Raw genomic sequence first — 24,043 nt, forward strand, 5'->3', positions numbered from 1 at the left:
CGGACGCCTGGCGGGCCTGGTCGGCCCGGTCGTCCCGGTCGTCCCGGTGTCCTCGTCTGCTGCTCCCCGGCGCGGCGCCCCCGGTCGCGGGGCCGCCGTCCGCACACCGCCCTCCGGGCTCCCCCGGCGTGCCCTCCTCCCGTGGTCAGCGGTCACGGCGCCGCTCCCCCCTGCGCACGCCGCGGGTGCCCCGGCGGCGGCCCCCGCCCCGCACGGCGGGCAGCGCGCCGGTGTCCTCCTCGGACGCGGAACCGGGCGGGACGCCGTCCTCCGGCGCGCCCGCTCCGGCGTCCCCGTCCGGGCGTACGCCGGAGTCCTCACCGCCGGGCCGCGACCGGCCGGGCCTGGCGCGTGAGCCCCGGCGCGAGGACGCCCGGGACCTCCCCGAGCGCCGCAACCGCTCCGGCCGCCTCGGGCGGGGCGTGGGCGTGGCCTCGATCAGCCGCGCCTCCTCCTCGGTCCGCACACCCGGCGCGGCGAGGACCGCGACCACCGTGAGCAGGACCCCCTGCGTGAGCAGCCAGGCCGCGTGGACGTAGTCGGTGTGCCAGACGCGCAGGTCGCCGCCCTCCACGGGCAGCGCCCAGGCCTGGGTTCCGTTCTGGGTGGGGACGGGGTCCAGTTCGACGCCGTCCAGGCTGGCGCGCCAGCCGCTGTCGGCGGCCTCGGCCAGGGCGAGCCGCCGCCCGGTGCCGCCCTCGGGGACCGGGGCGCTCACCTCGTCCGCGTCCCCGCGCACCGCGAGGACCTCGGTTTCGACGCCGTCCTCGGAGACCACCCGCAGCGCGCCGGTGGGGGTGGACAGCCTCCAGAGCGCGTAGTGGCGCGACAGCGACTGCCGCTCCAGCCCCGGCGTGCCGTCCAGGGTGTCGACCATGGTGACGTCGGCGGGCCCGCTGATCCGCGGGCGCGGGTAGAGCACGTACTGGATGCCGAAGTCGGCCAGGGTGTACATCTGGTCGCCGCCCTGGCCCACGGTGAGTTCGGCCACGGCCCGGTCCATCGCCCCGCGGATCCCGCTCTCGGGCACGAGTTGCTCCTCTCCCAGACGGGGTTCGCGTCCGCGCACGACCAGGTAGTCCACGCCGCCCTCGCCGTCGGCGGTGACCACGAGGGTGCGCGGCCGGGTCCCCGCCCCGTCGTCCCCGCCGCCCTCGACGGTCCCGGCTCCGGTCAGCGCGCCGGGGACGACGGGTTCGGCGTGCGCGGTGACCGGTCCCCGCACGCCCTCCCACATCCACACGCCCGCGGCGCAGACGGGGGTCGCCAGGGCGAGCAGTCCCACGGCGAGCGCGAAGACCCGCCTGGGTCCGCCCAGGCGCACCATGTCGCCGAAGGAGCGCGCGGCGGTCGCCGCCGACAGCAGCACCGCCGTGGCGGCGAAGGTCAGGGCGACCCCGGGCCAGACCGGCGCCGGGGGGCCGCCGTAGTAGGGCTCGACGACCACCCGGCTGGTCAGGATGGCCACGAGGATCCCGAACAGGGCGAGCGACCACCCCGCCGCGGCCAGCATCCGGTTGCGGAGCAGCAGCAGGGAGCACAGCGCGGCCACGGCGAACCCGGCCGTGACCCAGAACGGCGGTGTCCCGGGGCCGCCCGGCGAGAGCATGAGCAGTTCCTGCGGGGTTGGGCCCGGCGCCGACAGCCCGGGGCGGTGCAGCCCCGCCTCCAGCAGCCACAGGCTGGGGTGCAGGAGCAGTTCGAGCGTCCACGGCATCAGCAGCACGAGCGGGACGGCCAGGCCCAGCGCGACGCTGACGTAGATCCGGCGGCCCACGTGGCCGAAGGCGACGGCCACCAGCACGCCGGTGACCAGTGACAGAAGCCACACCATCGGCACGAACGCGGTGGCGACCGTCAGGACCAGGCCCACCCCCCAGGCCGCGCGGCGCGAGGGCTTGGGCGGCATCGACACCAGCCGCACCAGCAGCAGTCCCAGCACCGGCAGCAGGACGTGGACCAGGGCGGTGCCCAGGCGGCCCTGGGCGACCGCGCCGGTGGCCACCGGCAGCAGCGCGTAGGCCGCGGCCATCCACAGGCGGGCGGGGCCGAAGCCCAGCACCTCGCGGGCGAGCAGGTAGGCGGTCAGCCCGGACAGGGGCACGCAGCCCAGCAGGAGGACCGTGACGGCCAGCCAGGGCTTGCCCAGGGTGAGCGTGGACAGCAGGGCGAGCAGTCCGACGTAGGGCGGGACGGGGTCGGCCGCGCCGAGCCCGCTGTCGGGGCTGCCGGACAGGTACAGGTTCCACAGGTCGCCCGCGCCGCCCGCGACCGGGGGCAGGGCGCCGCCCGCCAGGAGGTCGCCCAGGAGCAGGGAGCGCTCGGCGACGAGGGCCACCGCGGCCAGGGCCAGGACCAGCAGCGCCCCGGGCCGCAGGAGCACGCTGCGCACGAAGCCGGCGGTGTCCGTGGGGATCTCGTCCTCGTCCTCGGCGGCGGGCGGCGCGGTGACGGCCTGGTGGCGGCCGGGGGTGTTGCGCACGGGCTCCCCGGACAGGATCCCGGTGAGCACGTCGTGGACCTGGCGTACGGCCACGCCGCGCGCGAGGAAGGGCCGGATGGCGCTGTAGGTGCGGCGGCGGTCGCGGCGGCGCCGGAAGCGGGCGCGCATCAGCCGGAGCGGCCGCAGGTAGACCAGGGTGATCGCGGCGGCCTCGTCCAGGGCGTTGGCGGGCTGCTTGATGAGCAGGTACCCCACCACGCGCAGCAGCGAGGCCACGGAGTTGCGCAGCAGCGCGGCCACCATGCCGCCCAGGGGCAGGTTGGCCAGCAGCACGAAGACGGCGTGGCGGCGGTCCACCCGGCGCGGGTGGTTGCGGGTGGCGGAGATGGGTCGGCGGCGCCGGGCGGAGGCCTCGGCGTGGTAGGCGACCGCGTCGGTGACGAGCACGGCGCGCAGTCCGGCACCGCCCACCCGCCAGCAGAAGTCGATGTCGTCGCGGAACAGCGGCAGGGAGGGGTCGAAGCCGCCGAGGCGGTCCCACACGTCGCGGCGCACGAGCATGCCCGCGCTGGAGACCGCCAGGACCTGGCGTGTGCCGTCGTGCTGGCCGTGGTCGAACTCGCGCTGCTCCAGGCCGGTCTCGCGGCGGCCCGCGCCGTCGATGGTCACGCCCGCCTCCACCAGGAGGCGGCGGTCGAACCAGTCGCGCAGCTTGGGGCCCAGGACGGCGGCGCGGGGGTCCTGGTCGGCGGCGTCCAGCAGGTGGGCGAGGGCGTCCCGGTCCGGGGTGAGGTCGTCGTGGATCAGCCAGATCCACTCGGTGGCGTCCTCGTCGAAGCCGCGTACGGCGCTGGTGGAGCGCGGCAGTTCCAGGGCGGCGCGGACGGCGTCGCCGTACCCGGTGTCGGCGGGCAGCCCCACGACGGCGTCGGCGGGCAGGAAGCGGGCCAGGACCTCGGCGCTGTCGTCGGTGCTGCCGGTGTCGGCGGCGACGGCCCGCTGCACGGGCCAGGACTGGCCGCGCAGCGCCTGCATCGTCTCGGGCAGCCAGCGGGCGCCGTCGTGGGAGACGATGACCGCGGTGACGACGTGTCGGGCGAAATCCTGGTCAGGCACGGCTGTGGTGGGTTCTCTCCGGGAGGGGGCGCGGCCCCGATCGGGTCCGGGGGTCCGGCCGGGCGGGGCCGACGGGCGCGACCGCGCTCCGGACGCGGTCCGCGCGCGGGACGTCGCGGCCGACCGCGGCCCTCGTGACCTCCTGGGGGCCGGACAGGGCCCGCGCGGGACATCACCCTACGCCACTCGGCACCATTACGGGCCTATTCGTCACACGCCGCTGCGGCCGACCATATCGGAGCATTCACACCACGACGGGGAGGCCCTATTCGAACACACATCCGAATAGGGTCCGGCATATCCGGGCATTACAGCCCCCGGCCGCACCGCGGACACAATCGCCGCGCGCCGGGGAAGGGGCCGAACATGAAAAACGCGCGCCCGGGCTCGCGGCCCGGACGCGCGTCTCACACGCGGCCCTACAGCATCTCCGCCAGGAAATCGAAATCTCCCCCGGCGGCTTTCTTCAGCCTGCGGCGCTCGCGTTCGGAGAGTCCCCCCCAGATGCCGAAGCGCTCATCGTGCTCCAGCGCGTATTCCAGGCACTCCGCGCGTACCTCGCACGACTGGCAGACCTTCTTGGCTTCCCGCGTCGAGCCGCCCTTCTCGGGGAAGAACGCCTCCGGGTCGGTCTGCGCGCACAGGGCACGCTCCTGCCAGCCCAGATCCTCATCCGAGCCGTGCGCCAGCGGGATGACCTCGCTCATGCGCACCTCCTGTTGCCCCCCATAGATGTCCCCGGCCCTTTTCGTCCCCCGGGCCGGGTGGAATCCCACCTTGAAATTACACGTGGGTCGCTTGCTGAGAGTCAAGCGCCCTGCGTGGTAATCCACTGAATATCATGTAACGAACCGCCAACGGCAGCCCGGTGATGTCCGTTCTGCGGATTACCACGCAATTCACGTCCTTCCGAGGCGGTGGGGAGCGCGGGCCGACGGAGCCGGGTCAGCGCTTGTCCTCGCCGCCGTACCACCCCTGCTGGTCACCGGTTCCGCCCTGTCCCTGCTGGTCAGAGCCGTATCCGGTGCCCGCTCCGTACTGCCCTCCGTACGATCCCCCGCCCTGGCCGGGCGTCTGGTTGCCGTTGTTCTCACCGGAGTTAAAGAAAGGATCAAGATTGCTGTCGGCCGGGGTGTCCTGCGCCTGCTGCCCCTGGTCAGCGCCCTGGTACCAGCCGTACTGGATCGCGTCCTGGGCGGCCTGCTCGCCGGAGGCGGGCTGCTGCTCGGTGCTCTGCGGGGCGTACTGGGACGGGTCGTAGGCGTACTCGCCCGGCTGGCCGTAGGCGGGCTGCTGGCCCGGGGCGTCGGTGCCGTACTGCTGGCCGTAGGACTGCTGGGCGCCCGTGCCGTACTGCTGCTGGGCGGGGTCGGTCCCGTACTGCTGACCGTAGGCCTGCTGGGCCGGGTCCACGCCGTACTGCTGGCCGTACTGCTGGGAGGCGTCGTAGCCCTGCTGGACGGGCTGCTGCCCGGAGGCGTCGGTGCCGTACTGGTGGCCGTAGGACTGCTGGGCGCCCGTGCCGTACTGCTGCTGGGCGGGGTCGGTCCCGTACTGCTGGGCCGGGGCGTCGGTGCCGTACTGCTGGCCGTAGGACTGCTGGGCGCCGGTCCCGTACTGCTGCTGGGCGGGGTCGGTCCCGTACTGCTGACCGTAGGCCTGCTGCGCGGGGTCCACGCCGTACTGCTGGGCGGCGCTCTGGGTGGGGTCGGCGGGCTGGCCCGGGTAGGCCGGCTGGGCGAAGGACTGCTGCGCGCCGGTGGCGGGCGGGAACTGCTGCGGGTAGGCGTTCTGCGGCCGCACCACCCTGGGGACCAGGGTGGGGTCGTTGAAGGCCTTGAGCGCGGCGAAGCCGAAGATGCCGAGAACCGCGCCCTGGGCGACGGTCCCCAGCATCCGGGCGAAGCCGTGGCCGATGTTGATCGCGTCGATGAAGCCGCAGATCACCGTGATCAGGCAGAACAGCAGGCCCACACCGGTGACGATCATCGCGGTCAGCACGACCGGGGAGGCGCCCGCCCTGGTCCTCTCACTGGTCAGCACGAGGGCCACGGCGACGGCGACCAGGATCGTGATGGTCACACCGAAGAAGTTGGCGGAGCCCGCGTCGTACATGGCCGAGGCGAAGGACGTCTCCGAGCGCCAGCCGCTGGATCGGACGATCACCTGGATGAGCCCGGAGAGCATGAGCACGCCCGCGGCTGCAAGCAGGACCCAGGCCCCCGGAAGGCGCAGGCGTTCTAGCGTTTCGTTCTTCAAGAGAGGTTCCCCATCTACTGCTGCTTCGCCGTCGGGTCGTTGGGAACGGCGTCGGGCTGTCACGTGTGGATCGGCCGCGTCCGGGCATGGACGTGGGGACACCGGGCGGGGCCGAAGAGTGGGATGGCGACCGAGGCCACGGAGTTCACGGATCTCCGGTACCGGAACGGTCACACACGGATCATGCCCACGGCGGGGCAGACGACCCATACACGCCCCCAGACTGCCAGACTTGGACGCATGCGGATAGTCGTACCGGCTGGCGGTATCGGCGGCGCGCGGTTCCTCCGCGGCCTCAGGGCGGCGCTCGGAACCGTGGCGTCGGCCACCGAAGAGCACACCACAGACAGCAGCGTCACCGTCATCGGCAACACCGGTGACGACATCACCCTGTTCGGGCTGAGGATCTGTCCGGACCTGGACACGGTGATGTACACCCTCGGCGGGGGGATCAACGAGGAGCAGGGCTGGGGCCGGACCGACGAGTCCTTCACCGTCAAGGAGGAGCTCGCCGCCTACGGCATGAAGCCCACCTGGTTCGGCCTGGGCGACCGCGACACCGCCACCCACATCGTGCGGACGCAGATGCTCGCCGCCGGGTTCCCCCTCTCGGCGGTCACCGAGGCGCTGTGCGACCGCTGGCGTCCGGGCGTGCGGCTGCTGCCGATGACCGACGACCAGGTCGAGACGCACGTGGTCGTCGACGACGGCGAGGGGCGCCGGGCCATCCACTTCCAGGAGTGGTGGATCCGGCACCGCGCGGCGCTGCCCGCCGAACGGATCGTCAGCGTCGGAGCCGAGACGGCCAAGCCCGCGCCCGGCGTGCTGGAGGCGATCGCCGAGGCCGACGCCGTGATCCTGCCCCCGTCCAACCCGGTGGTCAGCGTGGGATCGGTCCTGGGCGTCCCCGGGATCCGCGAGGCCATGGCGGCCAAGACCGTGGTGGGCGTCTCCCCCATCATCGGCGGAGCGCCGGTGCGCGGCATGGCCGACGCCTGCCTGAGCGCGATCGGGGTGGAGACCAGCGCGGGCGCGGTCGCCGCGCACCTGGGCGCCGACCTGCTGGACGGCTGGCTGGTGGACGAGGCCGACGCGGGCACCGAGGTGGAGGGGATCGAGGTGCGCTCACGTCCCCTGTACATGAGCGACCCCGCCGCCACCGAGGCGCTCGCGCGGGCGGCCGTGGACCTGGCCGTGGAGCTGGCGCAGAGGCGGGGAGGCGGCGAGTGAGCACCGAACTGCGCGTACGCGGGCTCGGCGGCATCCCCGAGGTGCGGTCGGGCGACGACCTGTCGGCCCTGGTCGCCGAGGCGGTGGCCGCCTCCGGGACCGCGCTGGCCGACGGGGACATCCTCGTGGTCACCTCCAAGATCGTGAGCAAGGCCGAGGGCCGCGCCCGCCGCATGGACCGGGAGGAGGCCGTCGCCTCCGAGACCGTCCGGGTGGTGGCCCGCACGGGCAGGACCGGGATCATGCAGACCCGGCAGGGGCTGGTCATGGCCGCCGCGGGGGTGGACGCCTCCAACGTCGAGCCCGGCACCGTGCTGCTGCTGCCCGAGGACTCCGACGCCTCCGCCCGCGCGCTGCGCGCCGGGCTGCGCGAGCGCCTGGGCGTGAACGTCGGTGTGATCGTGTCCGACACCTTCGGGCGGCCGTGGCGGATCGGTCAGACCGACGTGGCCATCGGCGCCGCCGGGCTGTCCGCCGTGCAGGACCTGCGCGGCACCGCCGACACCCACGGCAACCTCATGGAGGCGACCGTCAACGCGGTGGCCGACGAGATCGCCGGGGCGGGCGAACTGGTCAAGGGCAAGACGAACGGGGTCCCGGTCGCGGTGGTCAGCGGACTGGGCGGCCTGGTCACCGAGGAGGACGGTCCGGGGGCGGCGGTGCTGATCCGCACGCCCGAGGCCGACCTGTTCCGGTACGGGTCGCGGGACGTGGTCCCGGCCCGGCGGACGGTGCGCTCGTTCACCGACGCGCCGGTGGATCCGGCGGCGGTGCGGCGGGCTGTGGCCGCTGCGGTGACGGCTCCCGCGCCGCACCACACCACGCCGTGGCGCTTCGTGCTGGTGGAGTCGGCGCACACGCGCAAGCGGCTGCTGGACGCGATGCTCGCGGCGTGGGTGGCGGACCTGCGCGGTGACGGGTTCAGCGAGGAGCAGATCGCCCGGCGCACGCGGCGCGGCGACGTGCTGCGCGGCGCGCCGTACCTGGTGGTGCCCTTCCTGGTGGCCGACGGGGCGCACCCCTACCCGGACGCGCGCCGGGCCGACGCCGAGCGGTCGATGTTCCTGGTGGCGATGGGCGCCGGGGTGCAGAACCTGCTGGTGGGGCTGGCCGTGGAGGGGCTGGGATCGGCTTGGGTCTCCTCGACCATGTTCTGCGCGGACGTGGTGCGCGAGGTGCTGGAGGTGCCCGAGGAGTGGCGGCCGATGGGCGCGGTGGCCGTGGGGCACGCGGCCGAGGCGCCGAAGGAGAGGCCGCCGCGCGACCCGGAGGACTTCGTCGCCGTGCGTTAGCGGACCGGCAGGTGACGCGGTGGTCGCCGGGGGCCTCTCCCCCGGCGACCGGCGCGTCAGGGCGACCGGCGGGCCCCGGCAGCGCCATGCTGGTGCGTGCGGGGATCGGCGGGGAGGTGCGGGGTGTCCGTCGAGGAGTACGTGGTCGCCACGCTGGTGATCGTGGTCGCGGTGATCTGCGGCCGACTGGTCGCGGGGCGGCTGCGGGTGCCGGGCGCGGTCGTGCTGGTGCTGCTGGGCATGGTCCTGGGGCTCGTGCCCTGGCTGCACTCGCTGTCGATCTCCCCCCAGGTCATCCTGCTGGTGTTCCTGCCCCCGCTGATCTACAACGCCGCGTTCTTCTCCTCTCCCAAGGACATGCGCGAGCTGGCGCGCCCCATCGTGGTGCTGGCGGTGGGGGTGACGCTGCTGACGGCCTTCGGCCTGGCGGGGATCGTCCACCTGCTGATGCCGTCGGTGGGGTGGCCCGCGGCGATCGCCCTGGGCGCCGCCGTCGCGCCGACCGACGCCGTGGCGGCCTCGGCGATCCTCAAGCGGGTGGGCACCCCGCGCCGGGTGCTGACCCTCCTGGAGGGCGAGTCCCTCATCAACGACGGGGTCGCGCTGACCCTGTTCAGCCTGGCCGTGACCGCCATGGCGCACCCGCTCACGCCCGAGGAGGGCCTGGTCGAGCTGGTGAAGGTCGTGGCGGGCGGCCTGGTCTACGGCGCCGTGGTGGCCCTGGCGGTGTCGTGGTCGCGGACCCGCATGCGGGATCCGTCCCTCCAGCTGATGGTCGTGCTGATCACGCCGTTCGCGGCCTACATCCCGGCGGAGATGGCGGGGTTCTCCGGGGTGCTGGCGGCGGTGGTCGCCGGTTTCTACCTGGGCACGCGCGGCGAGGGCCTGCTGCCGCCGCGGGTGCGGGTGAACGGGCAGACGATCTGGGGCGCCCTCGTGGGGCTGTTGGAGTCGATGCTGTTCGTGGTGCTGGGGTTGCAGCTGGACTCGGTGGTCACGGCGGTGCGGGACCAGTTCGCCTTCCTGGACCTGGTGTGGGTGGCACTGGCGACGACGGCCGCGGCGGTCGCCCTGCGCATGGGGCTGATGCTGGTGGTGATCCCGCTGCACCGGATCCCGCCGTTCTCGAAACTGGAGGGCGCCGACCTGCGGGAGCGGTTGGTCGTCGGGTGGAGCGGGATGCGCGGGGCGGTGTCGCTGGCGATCGCCCTGTCCCTGCCCGCGGCGCTGGGCGGTGAACCGTTCACCGAGCGGGGCGCGCTGGTGTTCGTGGCGGGGGTCGTGGTGCTCGGGACGCTGGTGGGACAGGGGATGACGCTGCCGCTGCTGCTGCGCAAGCTGGGCATGGCGCGCGAGGGCGCGCGGCGGATGGAGTTCCTGCGGGCGGACGAGCAGATGAGCTGCGCGGCGCTGAGCAAGGTGGACGAGCTGCTGCGGGAGGGCGAGGTGGACGACCGCACCGCCGACTCGCTGCGCGCGGTGTACACGCGGCGCGTCTCTCAGGTGCGGGGGCTGATGGACGCCGCGGACGGGCGGGCGCGCGAACGGGTGGACAGCGGCAGGGCCGTGCACGCGCAGATCACGCAGGCGCGCAGGGACGCGCTGGTGTCGATGTACCGGGAGGGCGACATCGACCACGCCGTGTTCCAGGAGATGAGCCGGGACCTGGACATCCGGGACACGGGGGCGGGTCCGTACGGCTCGTGAGTCGCGGGGCGGCCGGGGCCGGGTCCGCCTCCTCCGTGGGAGCCAGGGCCTCCGGGGCCGTTCCGCACGCCGCGTGTGAATGTGTGGGAACCAGAGACCGCGGGGCGCGGACGTCCGCGCGGGCGCGCACGGACTGTGACGAGCGGTGGACGCGGTGGCCGCCTCTCCTGGTGCTGAAGAGGCTTTTGAGGCTGGGGAAAAGCACTGAGGCCCCCAGAAAAACTACAAACTTTCCTTACCGTTTCCGTTGACGCGGCCGCGTGACAACTTTAAAGTTTCCTAACAATTAGCGGCTCACAGAGCCCCTTCGTCACCCCCGCTCGACGACAGGAGCAACCCCCGATGCCCGAACACCGCCTCAGGAAGGCCCCCAGGGCCGCGAAGGCCGCGCTGACCGGCGCCCTCGCCCTCCTGACCGCCGGACTCCTCGCCGGTTTCAGCCAGCTCTCCCCCGCGCCCGCCGAGGTCGAGACCGTGTCCGACAGCGACTCCGCCCGGGTCCAGCAGACCGGCCAGTGGCTCACCGGGTACTGGCACAACTTCGACAACGGCTCCACCGTGATGCCGCTGTCGGAGATCCCCTCCGAGTACAACCTGGTGGCCGTCGCCTTCGCCGACAACCACCCCACCCTCGACGGCGGAATCACGTTCAACCTGGCCAGCGGCGAGCTGGGCGGCTACACCGACCAGCAGTTCCGCGACGACATCGCGGCCATCCAGGCCGAGGGCCGCAAGGTCATCATCTCCGTGGGCGGCGAGCGCGGCCACGTGGACGTCGCCAACGCCACCCAGGCGGACAACTTCGCCGACACCGTGTACCAGCTGATGCAGGACTACGGCTTCGACGGGGTCGACATCGACCTGGAGCACGGCATCAACGCCCAGTACATGTCCCAGGCCCTGCACGACCTGAGCGGCCGGGCCGGGTCGGACCTGATCATCACGATGGCGCCGCAGACCATCGACTTCCAGAGCCCCGACCGGGAGTACTACAAGCTCGCGTCGGACATCTCCGACATCCTCACCATCGTCAACATGCAGTACTACAACTCCGGCTCGATGCTGGGGTGTGACGGCCAGGTGTACCACCAGGGCACCCCGGACTTCCTCGCCGCGCTGGCCTGCATCCAGCTGGAGATGGGCCTGAGCCCGGACCAGGTGGGCCTCGGGCTGCCCGCCGTGCAGTCCGCCGCCGGGGGCGGGTACATGGCGCCCAGCCAGGTCGTGCGCGCCCTGGACTGCCTGGAGGCCGGGACCGACTGCGGCTCCTTCTCCCCCGCCACCCCGTACGGCCCCATCGGCGGTGTGATGACCTGGTCCATCAACTGGGACGCCACCAGCGGCTACGCCTTCGCCGAGACCATCTCGGCGCGCCTGGCCACCGGCCCCGGCAGCGGCGGCGGGCCCACCGAGGAGCCGACCGAGGAGCCCACCGAGCAGCCCGGCGACTGCACCGCCGCGGCCTGGACGGCCGACAGCGTCTACACCGGCGGCGACGTGGTCTCCCACGGGGGCTCGGAGTACCGCGCCCAGTGGTGGACCCGCGGCGAGGAGCCGGGCACCACCGGCGAGTGGGGCGTCTGGAGGCTCGTCGGCACCTGCTGACCCGAGGCCGCGCGGGAGGGTCCCCACCCCTTCCGTCACGCGCGGCTCCCCGGCGGCCCGTCGCACACTCCCCACGGGTGACGGGCCGCCGGCCCCCACGAGGAGGGGGTGAAGCGCCGTCCCCCGGCGCTTCACCCCCTCCTCCGGCGTCTAGACCAGCGGCAGTGAGGGGCGCCGGACGCTGGGGGCCACGCCGTCGCTGGCCTCGGCCGCGCGCTGGCGCTCCCGCGGCACCGGACCGTAGGTCGTGGTGCGCTGGCGGACGGGGCGGCCCGTCGGCTCGACCAGGGCGCGGATGTCGCTGATGGTCTTGAACGACCCCTGCCCCGACCCGGCCATCCGGCTGATGGTCTCCTCCATCAGGGTGCCGCCGACGTCGTTCACCCCGCCCGAGAGCAGCTGGCGGCAGGTGTCCTCGGCGAGCTTGACCCACGAGCACTGGATGTTGTCGATGTGCCCGTGCAGCAGCAGGCGGGCCAGGGCGTGCACGGCGCGGTTCTCCCGGACGGTCGGCCCGGTGCGGGCCAGCCCGGCCAGGTAGATGGGCGCGTTGGTGTGCACGAACGGCAGCAGGACGAACTCGGTGAACCCCCGGCGGCCGTTGCGCTCCACCGACCGCTCCTGGAGGGAGCGCAGGAGCTTGATGTGCGCCACCCAGTGCCTGGGCGAGTCCACGTGCCCGTACATCATCGTGGACGTGGTGGGGATGCCCAGGTCGTGCGCGGACGTGATGACGTCGATCCACTCGGCCGCGGGCAGCTTGCCCTTGGTGAGGATCCAGCGGACCTCGTCGTCGAGGATCTCGGCGGCGGTGCCCGGCACGGAGCCGAGTCCGGCCTCGCGGGCGCGCAGCAGCCACTCGCGGACCGGCAGGTTGGTGCGCGCCGCCCCGTTGACCACCTCCATCGGGCTGAACGCGTGGACGTGCATGTCCGGGACGCGCTCGCGCACGGCGGCGGCGATGTCGAAGTAGGCGGTGCCGGGCAGGTCCGGGTGGATGCCGCCCTGCATGCACACCTCGGTCGCCCCGGCCTTCCAGGCCTCCTCGGCCCGGTCGGCGACCTGCTCCAGGGAGAGCGTGTAGGCGTCGGCGTCGGTGCGGCGCTGGGCGAACGCGCAGAAGCGGCAGCCGGTGTAGCAGACGTTGGTGAAGTTGATGTTCCTGGTCACGACGTAGGTGACGTCGTCGCCGACCGCGTCCCGGCGCACCCGGTCGGCCAGGTCGGTCAGCGCCTCCAACTCGGCCCCGTCGGCGTGCAGCAGGGCGAGCGCCTCGTCGTCGGACAGCCCCGCGGGATCGGACTCGGCGCTGCGCAGGGCCGCCGCGATGTCGGGGTCGAACCTGCGCGGCACGGCCCCCTCGCGGTCCACGCCGGAGCGCAGCTCGTCCCAGTCCCCGTAGACGGCGTCGAAGTCGCCGCGGCGGTCGGCGGTGCGCCCCTCGGCGTCGATCCCCGTGTGCAGGTCGGTGCGGCCGGAGGAGACCAGCACCGCCTCGGGCTCCTGCCAGGGGCGGCCCACCACAGGCGCGTCCTCGCGGGCCAGGCCGGTCTCGGGGTCGGCGAGGGCGGCCACGTGCCCGGCCACGCGCGGGTCCAGCCAGGGCTCCCCGGCCAGGACGTACTCGGGGTAGACGGTGAGCCGCTCGCGCAGGGCGAAGCCGTGGGCGGCGGTGCGCGCGGCCAGGTCGTCGATCTGCGGCCAGGGCCGCTCCGGGTTGACGTGGTCGGGGGTGAGCGGGGAGACGCCGCCCCAGTCGTCGATCCCCGCGCGCAGCATCAGCCCGTACTCGTCCACGCCCCCGTGCTCGGCGCCGATGAGGTTGGGCGGCGCCTGCACGTGCGCCCTGGGCCCCATGACCAGGCGGGTGACGGCGATGGCGGCGGCCATCTCCTCGCGTTCGGCGTCGGGCCGGTGCATCATCGCGGTCGCGGGCTTGGCGCGGAAGTTCTGCACGATGACCTCCTGGACGCCGCCGTAGCGCCGGGAGGCGCCGCGCATCGCGAAGATCGACTCGGCGCGCTCGGCGGTGTTCTCACCGATGCCCAGGAGGATGCCGGTGGTGAAGGGGACGCTGGAGCGCCCGGCGTCCTCCAGCACGCGCAGCCGTACCGCCGGGTCCTTGTCCGGGCTGCCGTAGTGGGCCTGGCCCTTCTCGGTGAACAGCCGGGTGGAGGTGGTCTCCAGCATCATCCCCATGGAGGGGGCGACGGGCTTGAGGCGCTGGAGGTCGGCCCAGGTGAGCACGCCCGGGTTCAGGTGCGGGAGCAGGCCGGTCTCCTCCAGCACCATGACGGCCATGGCCCGCACGTAGGACAGGGTGTCGTCGTACCCGTGGGCGTTGAGCCACTCGGCGGCCTGCTTCCAGCGGTCCTCGGGCCGGTCGCCGAGCGTGAACAGGGCCTCCTTGCAGCCCATCCCGGCGCCCCGCCGGGCGATGTCCAGGACCTCGTCGGGCGACAGGAACGGGGCGTCGAGGCGGCCGGGCACCGTGGCGAACGTGCAGTAGTGGCAGCGGTCGCGGCACAGGCGGGTCAGGGGGACGAACACCTTGCGGCTGTAGGTGACGACCCCGGGGCGGCCCGCGGCCTCCAGTCCGGCGTCGCGCACTCTTCCGGCGTGTTCGAGGAGGACGTCCAGGTCCTCGCCCCTGGCGTGCAGGAGCACCTCGGCCTCGGTGACGTCGAGGGTCTTGCCGTCCCGGGCGCGGGCCAGGGCCCTGCGCATGGCGGACGGGGTCGGGGAGGGGACGGGGGCCGGGTCGTTCGCACCACTCATAGGGCGCAACCCTACGCCCCGGTCCTTTCGCGCGCGCGGGCGCACCACCGGCGGCGCCGGATGTGTGCGGGGCGTCACCGCCGGGTTCCGCCGCTGGTCGGGAGTGCGGGAGGGGCCTCGAGGGCGTGGTGGGGCCCGTGGGCCAGGAGTGCACGATGTGGCCCGCTGGTCCGGAACGTCCACGGGGGCCGGTGGGTGCGCGGGCGGCGTAGGGTCGGCACGTACGGGAGGGAGGCCACGTGCTGAGTCGGCTGCGCAGTAGCCCGTGGGTGCGGTTGGCGCTGTTGCTGGTGGTGTGCGTGTGCGTGGGGCTGGCCCTGCGCGCGAACTGGGCACAGGCCCGGGACGCCGCGGCGGCGCTGCCCCTGTGGGTGCTGCCCGCGGCGGTGCTGACGGGCATGGCGGGGCTCACCGCGCAGATGCTCGCCTGGCGCGCGCTGCTGGCCGGGATGGGCTCCCCCCTGCCCCGCCGCACGGCGGCCCGCGTCATGTTCGTGGGGCAGCTCGGCAAGTACCTGCCGGGTTCGGTGTGGGCCTTCGTGGCCCAGGTGGAGCTGGCCCGGGACTGGAACGTGCCGCGCACGCGCGGTGCGGCGGCGACCCTGCTCGCGGTGGGGGTGACGGTCGCGGCCGGTCTGGCGGTCGCGGCGGTGGCCCTGCCGCTGTCGTCGGCGGAGGCGGCCCGCCGCTGGTGGTGGGCGCTGGCGCTGGCGCCCCTGCTGCTCGCCGCGCTGCACCCGCGCGTGGTCGGCTGGGGGATCCGGCTGGCGGCCCGCCCCTTCGCCCGGTTCCGCGAGGTCGCCGAGGCCGGGCCCCTGGACGTGCGCGGGAGGTCCATGGCCGCGGCCGTGGGGTGGACCCTGGCGGCGTGGGTGCCCCTGGGCCTGCACGTGTGGCTGCTGACCTGGGCGGTGGGCGGCGAGGCGCTGCGGTCGATCGGTCCGGCGGTGGGCGCCTACGCGCTGGCGTGGACGCTGGGGCTGCTGGTGGTGTTCGCCCCGGCGGGCCTGGGGGTGCGCGAGGCGGTGCTGGTGGTGGCGCTGGCACCGGTGGTGGACGCCGGAGCCGCGCTGGTGGTGGCGGTGCTGTCGCGGCTGGTGATGACCGTGGCGGACGTGGCCTGGGCGGGGCTGTCGGTGCTGCTGTCCCGACGGGCCGTGCCGGGGCCGGAGGCCGTGCCCGGACCGCGTCCCTGACCCGGTCCGCTCCGCCCCGGGCGCGCCCGGGGTGACGGGTGCGCCCGAACCGCGCGGGAACGGAGGCGCCGGAGTGATGCCCGGGACCAGGCGTCCGCGAGTGGCGGCCGGGGACCGACCGCGATGGTCGGACCGGTGGTCCGGACGTGACGACCGCGCGGCAGCGGCCCGGGAGTGACGAGCGGCACACCCGAAACCCCGGACAGTCCGCGAACCCTCCTCCCCGGATCGGGCTACCACGGGTGTGAGACCGCCCCCGACAGAACCCGAAGCGATGGGATCCCCCATGCCCCCTGCCGCCTCCCGGGCCGGTGCGCCCGACGGCGCGGAGACCGACGCGTCCGTCATCCTGCGATCGTTGGAGGAACCGGCGCGCTTCGGCGAGGTCTTCCGCCGCCACGCGCCCGCCCTGCACCGCTACGCCGCCCGGCGGCTGGGCGGCCCGGACGCCGACGACGTGGTGGCCGAGACCTTCCACACCGCCTTCCGCAAACGCCACCGCTACGACCCGGGGCGGCCCGACGCCCGCCCCTGGCTGTGGCGGATCGCCGCCAACCTGGTACGGCGCCACCACCGCACGGAGACGCGCCACTACCGGGCCCTGGCCCGTACCGGGGTGGACCCCGTCCTGGAGGGCTTCGCCGACCGCGCGGTCGCGCGCGTGGACGCCACAGCGCTGTCCGGCGACCTGGCCGCCGCCCTGGCACGGCTCTCCAGGGGGGACCGCGACGTCCTGCTCCTGATCGCCTGGGGAGAGCTGACCTACGAGGAGACCGCCCTGGTGCTCGGCATTCCCGTGGGCACCGTGCGCTCCCGCCTCCACCGCGCCCGCAAGCGCGTGCGCACCGCCCTCGGTCCCGCCCTGCCGACCCACGAGGAGAGCCGCCCATGAACGAGATGGAGATCCTGCGCCGCATGCGGGCGGGCGTCCCCGAACCCGGTGTCGAGGAGCTGAGGATGCGCACCGGCTGGCGGCCGGGCGGCGGTCGGCCGCCGTCCCGTTCCCGCCCGGTCGCCCTGCTGCCCCTGGCGCTGTCCGGCGCCGCCGTGCTCGTGGCGGCCGCCGTGTTCGCCTTCCTGGTCCTGGGCCCGGTCGGCGCCCCGGAGCCGGACTCGGTCGCGGTGGGGCCCGGCCCCTCCTCCTCCGAGGAGCCCGGGGACGCCTCCGACGCGAGGGAGGTGATGGAGCCCGTCATCGAGGCCGCACGCTCCCAGGAGGCCGACGGCGGAGCCTGGTACGTACGCACCGTCCGCGGCGGCTCCCGGAGCGCGGGTGCCGGGGAGGAGCAGTACGGGATCTACGGGCTCCAGACCTGGGAGACGTGGACGGTCATGGAGGAGGGGGTCACCACGGACCGGGTGGTATCGGCCGACTGGTCCCTGCTGCGGCAGGAGGACCGGGACGCCTGGGAACGCGACGGCCGCCCCACCTACTGGCCCTCCGACCCCGAGACCCTGAGCGGGGAGGTCCCTCCGGACCTGTCCGACCTCGGCCCTCCCGACGAGGGCCGACCCGTGGCGTACGCCCTCGGCACCCAGGTGCTGACGTTCGAGGAGCTGCAGGCCCTGCCCCCGGACCCGGAGGAGCTGTCGGAGCTGCTGTCCACCTCCGAGGAGGCCGCGGTGGACGAGAACGCGGCGTCCATCGCGCTCATGCTGGAGTACCCGTTTCCGCCCGAGGTGCGGGCGGGCGTGTACACCGTGCTCGCGCGGCTCCCCGGGGCCCGTCCGCTGGAGGGCGTGACCGACCTGTCGGGACGGCCCGCCGTCGGCCTGGCCTACGGCGTCGGCCCGGGGGAGTCGGGTGCGTACGAGCAGCGCCTCCTCTTCGACCCGGAGACGGGCGCGCTGCTGTCCGACGAGCTGGTCGTGATCGAGCCCGCGGCCTCGGACTCCGCCTGGCTGGGGCCCGGAGACGTGGCCAGCTACCGGCTCCACGAGTCCATGGGCTGGACGGACGAGCGGCCCGAGTGACCGCGCGGGCCCCGGTTCCCCGTCGCTCGGGCCCGGGGCCGCTCCGCGTCCTCCCCGGCGTACGGGTTCAGGCCCCGAGCAGCCGCTCGGTGTAGGCCCGCCAGTACGGCTCGGTTTCCACCGGGCGGACCCCGGCGCGCAGCCGCTCGGGCTCCCCCGGCGCGTAGAACTCCCCCAGCGCGCGGGCCAGGTCGGCGGCGTCGCCCGGCGCGCACAGCAGGCCGTCGACCCCCTCGCGCACGTGGTCGGGGAGGGTTCCGGCCCGGGTGGCCACCACCGGCACCCCGTGCTCGTGCGCCAGCCACACGTTCTGGGTGGCGGTGGCGGTGCGGTAGGGCAGCACCACCGCGTCGGCCGAGGCGAACAGCTCCGGCAGCTCGGCCGCGGGGACGTACCCGTCCCGCAGCCGCACCCGGTCGGCGATCCCCAGCCGGGCGGCCAGTTCCCCCAGCTCCGCCGTGCCGCCCCAGAACTCCCCGGCCACGGTGAGCGCCACGTCCCCGGGCGCTCCGTCGGCCAGGGCGCGCAGCAGCAGGTCCACCCCCTTGTAGGGGCGGACGATGCCCAGGAACAGCAGGTGCCGCCGCTCCCCCGGCGCCGGGGCGACCGCGCCGCCGGTCTCGGGCAGGTGCGGGGGCATCCGGGCGACCACGGGCCGCCGCGCCCCGAGCGCCCTGAGCCCCTCGGCCAGGCGCGCCTGCTCGGGCGAGTGGGCGACCACGCCGTCCACCCTCCGCAGCAGGGCCCGCACGAGGGACACGTCCACGGCACGCCGTTCGTGGGGCAGCACGTTGTGGCACAGCGCCACCACCCGCGCTCCCCCGGAACGCCGCACGGAGCGCACCCCGGCGAGGACGCCGAGGTAGGCGGGCACCTGCACCGGGGAGAACAGGGTGAGCACCACCAGGTCGGCCTCGCGGGCCAGGCGCCGCCCCGTCCGCCACCACCCGTCCGGCCGGTACCAGGCCAGCTCGTGGCGGGTGCCGGGATAGGGCTCGCCCTCGGGGACCTCGATGGTCTGCCGTCCGGGGTAGAGGGCGGCCGGGTACTGCGCCCGCCAGGACTCCACGGCCGTGGGGTGGCCCAGTGCGCTCAGCCGGTGCGCCAGCTCGGTGGTGTGCCGGGCACCGCCGCCCTTGTAGGGGTGGGCGGGCCCGACCAGGGCCACCCGCGCCGCCGGGCTCACGCGCTCTCCCTGGAGCGCACGATGAGGTCGGCCAGCAGGGCGATCGCCGCGATGATCAGCCCCGTCATGAGGATCATGACGGTGTTGTTGGGGATGTAGAGCGGGTTGCGCACCTGGTCGAAGACGAACTTGACGGTGCCGACCCCCAGCAGCACCAGGGAGGGCGGCATGAGCACCTTGAGCGGGTTGAAGTACATCACCATGCGCAGCACCTGGAGGATGTAGCGGTAGGCGTCGCCCACGAAGTGGAACTTGGACGTGCCCGCGCGCTTGGCGTACTCGATCGGCACGTACCTGACCGGGTGCTGGTTGGACAGGAAGGCCAGCGTGATGGTGGTGACGCAGGAGAACCCGGGCGGCAGCAGCCGCAGGTAGGGGCGGGCGACCTCGCGGCGGAACACGCGCAGCCCCGAGTTGAGGTCGGGGATGCGGGTGTTGGTGAGGCGTTCGGCGATCTTGCGGATGACCCACTTGGCGGGCACCCGCAGGGCCTTGTGGCTGCCCATCTCCTGCGTGCGCGCGCCCACGACCTGGTCGGTCCCGGGGTCCTCCTCCAGCATGCCGACCAGCTCGGGGATGCGCTCGTTGGGGTAGCTCATGTCGGCGTCGGTCCACACGACGAACTCGCCGCGGGCCCGCTGGCTGCCGATCCGGCGGACGGTGCCCGACCCGCCGTTGTGCCCGAACGCGATGACGCGCATGTGCGGGTAGAGGGGCTCCACCTCGCGCAGCCGGGCCAGGGTCGCGTCGGTGGAGGCGTCGTCCACGGCCAGCAGCTCGTAGGAGTACCCGGAGGCGTCCATGGCGCCGCAGATCCGTTTGACCTCGTCGACGACGTGGTTCTCCTCGTTGTAGCAGGGGAGCACGATGGTGACGCGGACCGGCTGGTCCTCGCCGTGCTGCCTGGGTGCGTCGTCGCTTCTGTGGCTCATGGGTTCTTCTTCGACGGGATCGGGGCGGGTTCGGGAGGGGGCCGGGCCGGGCACTCATCCCCCGTCGGGGAACACGTACACCCACACGTTTCCCCTGAAGGCCCAGGAACCGGTCGGCGGTTCCATGAGGGTACTCGGGTCCATCCGGGCGTTCACGTGGAAGGGGCGCTCGGGCTCGGCCTCGCCGCCCGTGAGGTCCTCCAGGACCTGCCAGTCGGAGGCGGCGAGCACGGCGTCGCGGTCGCGCTCGTGGATCTCGGAGACCACGCGGTCCACGTCCCCGGGGGTCGGCTCGTCCATGGACGCGGTGGGCACCCCGCAGACGTTGCGCAGCAGCGGCATGTAGTTCCCGGCCATGTCGGAGTCGACCACGACCACCGAGGCGTCCTCCGACAGCGCCGCGCAGAGCCGGTGCGCGGCGGCGACGCTGCCGACGTCCTGTCTGTACCCCATGATCCCGGCCGCCGTGCCCGCGGTGGGGACGATCAGCGCCACCGAGGCGCTGGCGGCGACCACGACGGGGAGGGCGCGGGCCGCCGCCGTGCTCCGGCCGGAGTGGGCGGCCACGGCGCAGTAGCGGGTGAGCCAGGCCAGGAACCAGACGGCGAACAGGATGAACGCCGGGATGACCAGGGCGATCAGGCGTCTGCTGGCCCAGGGGTGGTCGGGGGTGATGGCGGGCCGCAGCAGGGTGGTGCCGACCGTCCACACCAGCAGCATGGCGGGCAGCAGCCACTGGGGGTCGCGCCGCTGGAAGAGGCGGCGCAGCACGTGGGCGACGCCGAGCGAGGCGAACAGGACCGCGGCCAGGCCCACGTACCAGCCCACCCAGTACAGGCTCATGTCGTAGTAGGTGCGGCTGCCCTCGACGGGCAGGCCCTCGCGCTGCTGGACGTAGGCGACCCATCCGTCGGTGAAGTCGCTGCCGTGCCCGTAGTCCGGCCACAGCAGGGGGCGGACGGCGAACAGCACCATGGCGAGCAGGGCGAGCGCGGCCACCGCGTCGGGCAGTCGGCGCACGCGTTCCACGCGCGGAACGCCGTGGCGCCACAAGGCGGCGGTGGCAGCGACGGTGACGGCGATGACGACGGCGCTGATGAGCAGCAGGGGGTTGAGGGAGTCGGAGAGGTACTCCAAGTAGGGCAGGGACAGCCCGTACCCGGCGTACAGGCCCAGCCCCACGCCCGCGGCCAGCCCGCCCAGCAGCGGCAGGGCCTGTCCCCGGCGGGCGAGCAGCAGCAGACCGACGAACCCGACCACGGGCAGCAGGTCGCGGATCGCGTCGATGCGCACCACCAGCCCCAGGCCGAACGCCAGTCCCGCCACGGCGGCCAACGTGTGCGCGGCCGACCACCGGTCGGTGATCCGGGTGCGCCGCACGAGCGCGTCGTAGGCCAGGACCAGGCCGCCCAGCAGCAGGATCTGGGTGACCGGCTCGCTGTAGGTGAAGCGGCTGACCCACTGCTGGGGCAGGCACACGGCCAGGACCAGGGCGGCCAGGGGCGCCCAGCGGATCCCGACCAGGCGCGCGGTGAGCCCGGCGAAGGTGAGCACGCCCAGCGCGCCCAGGACCGGCGTCGTGACGAGCATCCCGTCGAGCCCGCCCAGCCAGTAGCCGATGGCGGTCACCAGGGGCGCACCGGCCATGAACTGCGGCCAGATGGCGTCGCCGCGCTGGTAGTGGGCCAGGCTCTGGTAGCTGAGCGAGGGGTCGTCGCCCGCGATCAGCTCGCGCTGCTGCGGGATGGGCAGGAACCCGTTCTCGGCGATCCACGCCGTGTACATGGCGTAGGAGGCGGGGTCGCGGCGGATGACCAGGGCCTCGGCGTGGTAGGCGATCTGCACGGCGGCGAAGGCGACCGTGATCAGCACGACGAGGACGACCGGCCACCAGGGCGCGTCCTCCTCCTCTGGCGGGTCCGGGATGAGCCGGGGCACCAGGAGGCAGGCCGCGAGCACGGCGGGCGTTCCGAGGACGGCTGCCGTCAGCGGGGTGAGGGAGCCCAGGGCCAGGAGGGGGAAGGCCACCAGGAGCCAGGCCGAGACGGCGATCGCGGGGAGCGCGGTGGCACGGGCGAGGAACCGTCCGGGGAGCAAGCGCATGGGGCAACTCTGACAGCTCCCCGGCACCAACGCACACCCGTGGCGGCTCGCGCGCGGGGTCCGCGCGGACCCCGCGTGACGCCCTAGAGTGGCGGGCATGTCCGAAACTCCCGCGCAGCTGTGGCGCGCCCTGGTCTCCGACGACCCCTCCCGCCCCTTCGTGACCTCCTACGACGCCTCGGGCGGCCGGGTGGAGCTGTCGCGCGCCACCTTCGACAACTGGGTGTCCAAGACCGCGAACATGCTGGTGGACGGCTTGGGGGCGCAGCCGGACGACCGGGTGGTACTGGCCCTGCCGGTGCACTGGCAGTCGCTGGTGTGGCTGGTCTCGTGCTGGTCGGTGGGGGCCGTGGCGGAGTTCGCGCGGCCCGGCGCGGACCTGCCCGAGGGCGCCCAGGTCGCCGTGGCCGACGCCGACCGCCTGGAGGCCGCCCTGGACAGCGGCGCCGAGGAGGTGGTGGGCACGTCTCTGCACCCGTTGGGGCTGCCGCTGGCCGAGGTGCCGCCCATGGTGCTCGACTACTCGGTGGAGGTGCGCGGGCACGGCGACCACTTCTCGCCCTACCCCGTGGACCCGGGGGCGCCCGCGCTGCGCGGGCTCGGCGTCCGGACCGGCGCGGAGCTGACCGCCGGGGGCCGCGACTGGGCGCGGCGGTGGGAGCTGGACGCCGAGGACCGGGTGGCGCTGTTCGCCGAACCCGACGCCCCGCTGACCCTGCTCGGGGAGGGAGCGGAGCTGCTGCTGGCCCCGGTCGCGGCGGGCGCGCCGCTCGTCCTGACGCCGCTGGGCTCCGCGGACCCGGACGAGGTGCTGCGCAGGACCGGCATGGAGAAGGTCACCGTGGCGGTGCGCGGGGCCGAGGGGTCCGGTGGCGCGGCGCTGCCGGACGGGGCCCCCTTCCGGACGGTGGGGCTCTCCTAGGGGACGTGTCCCCCGGGCTCCTGGGCGGCGCGTCCGGCGACCCGGGGTCGGGGGGTCCCGGCGCGGCCGTTCAGCCCTCGCGGTAGTAGGCGTCGAGCACGGTGCGCTCGCGTGTGGCCTCGTCGTAGGTGTAGACCTCGCGGCCCTCGACGAACACGCGCAGGGCGCGGCTCATCACGTCCAGCGGGTCGCCCGACCACACGACCACGTCGGCGTCCAGGCCCGGCTTGAGGGAGCCGACCCGGTCGGAGATGCCCATGATCTCGGCGGGGTTGACCGTGAGGGCGCGGATCGCGGAGCGCGGGTCCATGCCCTCCTTGACGCACAGGGTGGCCTGGTGGACCAGGAACTCGATCGGGACGACCGGGTGGTCGGTGGTCAGGGCGACCTTGACGCCCGCCCGGTCGAGGATGCCGGGGTTGGCCAGGGTCTTGTTGTTGACCTCCACCTTGGAGCGGCTGGTCATGAGCGGGCCGGTGATGACGGGGATGCCGCGCGCGGCGATCTCGTCGGCCAGCAGGTGGCCCTCGGTGCAGTGGTTGATGATCAACCGGTAGCCGAACTCGTCGGACAGGCGCATCGCGGTGTGGATGTCGTCGGCGCGGTGCGTGTGCTGGCACCACGGGAGTTCGCCGTCCAGGACCCGGACCAGCACCTCCAGGGTGGTGTCCCGCTCGAACGGGGTGCCCTCCGAGGCCGCGTGCTCGCGCCTGGCCCGGTAGTCCTGGGCCTTGGTGAAGGCGTCGCGGATGACGGCGGCCACGCCCTGGCGGGTGGAGGGCAGCTTGTCCTTGTTGCCGTAGACCCGCTTGGGGTTCTCGCCCAGGGCGCTCTTGACGCTGGCCGGGTGCCGGATCAGGCGGTCCTCCATGCTGCGGCCCCAGCACTTGATGGCCACGGTCTGGCCGCCGATGGGGTTGCCCGAACCGGGTTTGACGACCGAGCTGGTGACGCCTCCGGACAGGGCGTCGGCGAAGCCGCGGTCGGCGGGGTTGATGGCGTCCAGCGCGCGCATGCGGGCGCCGTTGGGGTCGGTCATCTCGTTGGTGTCGTCACCGGCCCAGCCGATGCCCTCCTCGTCGATGCCGATGTGGCCGTGGGCCTCCACGAAGCCGGGGAGCACCCACTTGCCGGAGGCGTCGACGACGGTGGCCCCCTCGGGGACCGTGACGTCGGCGCCGACGGCGGCGATCCGGCCGTCGGAGATGAGGACGGTGCCCCCGTCGATGGGGTCTCCGTCGACGGGAACGACGTATCCGGATGTGATCGCGATATCCATGGCGGGCAACCTAGCCCATCA

General features: G+C 74.0%; 16 protein-coding genes. 8 read left to right on the forward strand and 8 right to left on the reverse strand.

Going from position 1 to position 24,043, the window contains the following annotated elements; genetic code table 11:
* Positions 1-145: 145 nt before the first annotated feature.
* The 3 genes from EV372_RS05090 to EV372_RS05100 all read right to left on the reverse strand — a co-directional run bounded on the left by EV372_RS05090 (position 146) and on the right by EV372_RS05100 (position 5,818).
* Entirely contained in the window at positions 146-3,559 is a 3,414-nt protein-coding gene (locus EV372_RS05090) for a glycosyltransferase family 2 protein (RefSeq protein ID WP_130395059.1), read from the reverse strand.
* 419 nt (positions 3,560-3,978) lie between these two features.
* Entirely contained in the window at positions 3,979-4,266 is a 288-nt protein-coding gene (locus tag EV372_RS05095; protein WP_013154770.1) for a WhiB family transcriptional regulator, read from the reverse strand.
* Positions 4,267-4,504: 238 nt separating this feature from the next.
* Entirely contained in the window at positions 4,505-5,818 is a 1,314-nt protein-coding gene (locus tag EV372_RS05100; RefSeq protein WP_130395060.1) for a hypothetical protein, read from the reverse strand.
* A gap of 240 nt (positions 5,819-6,058) precedes the next feature.
* On the opposite strand from EV372_RS05100, the gene cofD reads away from it, so the two are divergent.
* The 4 genes from cofD to EV372_RS05120 all read left to right on the forward strand — a co-directional run bounded on the left by cofD (position 6,059) and on the right by EV372_RS05120 (position 11,652).
* The gene (gene cofD / locus EV372_RS05105; RefSeq protein WP_130395061.1) at positions 6,059-7,048 is read left to right on the forward strand and encodes a 2-phospho-L-lactate transferase; all 990 of its coding nucleotides are present in this window, start codon (positions 6,059-6,061) and stop codon (positions 7,046-7,048) included.
* Positions 7,045-8,340 carry a coenzyme F420-0:L-glutamate ligase gene (locus tag EV372_RS05110; protein WP_013154773.1) on the forward strand — a complete coding sequence of 432 codons (1,296 nt, stop codon included), beginning with the start codon at positions 7,045-7,047 and terminating at the stop codon, positions 8,338-8,340. Before cofD ends, EV372_RS05110 begins: the two co-directional genes overlap by 4 nt.
* Positions 8,341-8,463: 123 nt before the next feature.
* Positions 8,464-10,047, forward strand: coding sequence for a Na+/H+ antiporter (locus EV372_RS05115; RefSeq protein ID WP_130395062.1), 1,584 nt, complete (start codon positions 8,464-8,466; stop codon positions 10,045-10,047).
* Positions 10,048-10,389: 342 nt separating this feature from the next.
* On the forward strand, positions 10,390-11,652 hold the full coding sequence (locus EV372_RS05120; RefSeq protein ID WP_130395063.1) for a glycosyl hydrolase family 18 protein: 1,263 nt from the start codon (positions 10,390-10,392) through the stop codon (positions 11,650-11,652).
* A gap of 150 nt (positions 11,653-11,802) precedes the next feature.
* On the opposite strand, the gene EV372_RS05125 is transcribed toward EV372_RS05120, so the two are convergent.
* Positions 11,803-14,430, reverse strand: coding sequence for a bifunctional FO biosynthesis protein CofGH (locus EV372_RS05125; protein ID WP_130395064.1), 2,628 nt, complete (start codon positions 14,428-14,430; stop codon positions 11,803-11,805).
* Between the two features lie 239 nt (positions 14,431-14,669).
* On the opposite strand from EV372_RS05125, the gene EV372_RS05130 reads away from it, so the two are divergent.
* The 3 genes from EV372_RS05130 (at position 14,670) to EV372_RS05140 (ending at position 17,600) form a co-directional block, all read left to right on the forward strand.
* A complete protein-coding gene (locus EV372_RS05130) occupies positions 14,670-15,626 on the forward strand; it encodes a lysylphosphatidylglycerol synthase domain-containing protein (protein ID WP_130395065.1) in 957 nt (318 codons plus the stop codon).
* Positions 15,627-15,912: 286 nt separating this feature from the next.
* Positions 15,913-16,518, forward strand: a complete 606-nt coding sequence (locus EV372_RS05135) for an RNA polymerase sigma factor (RefSeq protein WP_130395066.1) — start codon at positions 15,913-15,915, stop codon at positions 16,516-16,518.
* On the forward strand, positions 16,515-17,600 hold the full coding sequence (locus tag EV372_RS05140; RefSeq protein WP_130395067.1) for a CU044_5270 family protein: 1,086 nt from the start codon (positions 16,515-16,517) through the stop codon (positions 17,598-17,600). The genes EV372_RS05135 and EV372_RS05140 overlap by 4 nt, the downstream gene beginning before the upstream one ends.
* Positions 17,601-17,667: 67 nt before the next feature.
* Here EV372_RS05140 and EV372_RS05145 read toward each other — a convergent pair whose 3' ends face one another.
* Genes EV372_RS05145 through EV372_RS05155 form a run of 3 tightly spaced genes read right to left on the reverse strand, consistent with a single transcriptional unit; the run spans position 17,668 to position 21,821 of the window.
* A complete protein-coding gene (locus EV372_RS05145) occupies positions 17,668-18,786 on the reverse strand; it encodes a glycosyltransferase family 4 protein (RefSeq protein WP_130395068.1) in 1,119 nt (372 codons plus the stop codon).
* Positions 18,783-19,718: a glycosyltransferase family 2 protein gene (locus tag EV372_RS05150; RefSeq protein ID WP_130395069.1), complete on the reverse strand. Its 936-nt coding sequence runs from the start codon at positions 19,716-19,718 to the stop codon at positions 18,783-18,785. Before EV372_RS05150 ends, EV372_RS05145 begins: the two co-directional genes overlap by 4 nt.
* Before the next feature lie 54 nt (positions 19,719-19,772).
* Positions 19,773-21,821 carry a hypothetical protein gene (locus EV372_RS05155; protein ID WP_130395070.1) on the reverse strand — a complete coding sequence of 683 codons (2,049 nt, stop codon included), beginning with the start codon at positions 21,819-21,821 and terminating at the stop codon, positions 19,773-19,775.
* Positions 21,822-21,918: 97 nt separating this feature from the next.
* Between EV372_RS05155 and EV372_RS05160 the strand changes: the two genes are divergently transcribed.
* Positions 21,919-22,743, forward strand: coding sequence for a TIGR03089 family protein (locus tag EV372_RS05160; protein ID WP_130395071.1), 825 nt, complete (start codon positions 21,919-21,921; stop codon positions 22,741-22,743).
* Positions 22,744-22,813: 70 nt separating this feature from the next.
* Here the strand turns inward: EV372_RS05160 and EV372_RS05165 are convergent, their stop codons facing one another.
* Positions 22,814-24,022 (reverse strand): amidohydrolase, encoded by a 1,209-nt coding sequence (locus tag EV372_RS05165; protein WP_130395072.1) that lies wholly within the window; start codon positions 24,020-24,022, stop codon positions 22,814-22,816.
* Between the last annotated feature and the right edge of the window lie 21 nt (positions 24,023-24,043).

This window comes from Nocardiopsis sp. CNZ308, from assembly GCF_004217075.1.

Bases quoted from the DNA above. Each gene is read 5' to 3' on its own strand.
- EV372_RS05095 (WP_013154770.1), bottom strand. From the start codon at position 4,266: ATGAGCGAGGTCATCCCGCTGGCGCACGGCTCGGATGAGGATCTGGGC.
- cofD (WP_130395061.1), top strand. From the start codon at position 6,059: ATGCGGATAGTCGTACCGGCTGGCGGTATCGGCGGCGCGCGGTTCCTC.
- EV372_RS05120 (WP_130395063.1), top strand. From the start codon at position 10,390: ATGCCCGAACACCGCCTCAGGAAGGCCCCCAGGGCCGCGAAGGCCGCG.
- EV372_RS05125 (WP_130395064.1), bottom strand. From the start codon at position 14,430: ATGAGTGGTGCGAACGACCCGGCCCCCGTCCCCTCCCCGACCCCGTCC.
- EV372_RS05135 (WP_130395066.1), top strand. From the start codon at position 15,913: ATGCCCCCTGCCGCCTCCCGGGCCGGTGCGCCCGACGGCGCGGAGACC.
- EV372_RS05140 (WP_130395067.1), top strand. From the start codon at position 16,515: ATGAACGAGATGGAGATCCTGCGCCGCATGCGGGCGGGCGTCCCCGAA.
- EV372_RS05150 (WP_130395069.1), bottom strand. From the start codon at position 19,718: ATGAGCCACAGAAGCGACGACGCACCCAGGCAGCACGGCGAGGACCAG.
- EV372_RS05155 (WP_130395070.1), bottom strand. From the start codon at position 21,821: ATGCGCTTGCTCCCCGGACGGTTCCTCGCCCGTGCCACCGCGCTCCCC.
- EV372_RS05160 (WP_130395071.1), top strand. From the start codon at position 21,919: ATGTCCGAAACTCCCGCGCAGCTGTGGCGCGCCCTGGTCTCCGACGAC.
- EV372_RS05165 (WP_130395072.1), bottom strand. From the start codon at position 24,022: ATGGATATCGCGATCACATCCGGATACGTCGTTCCCGTCGACGGAGAC.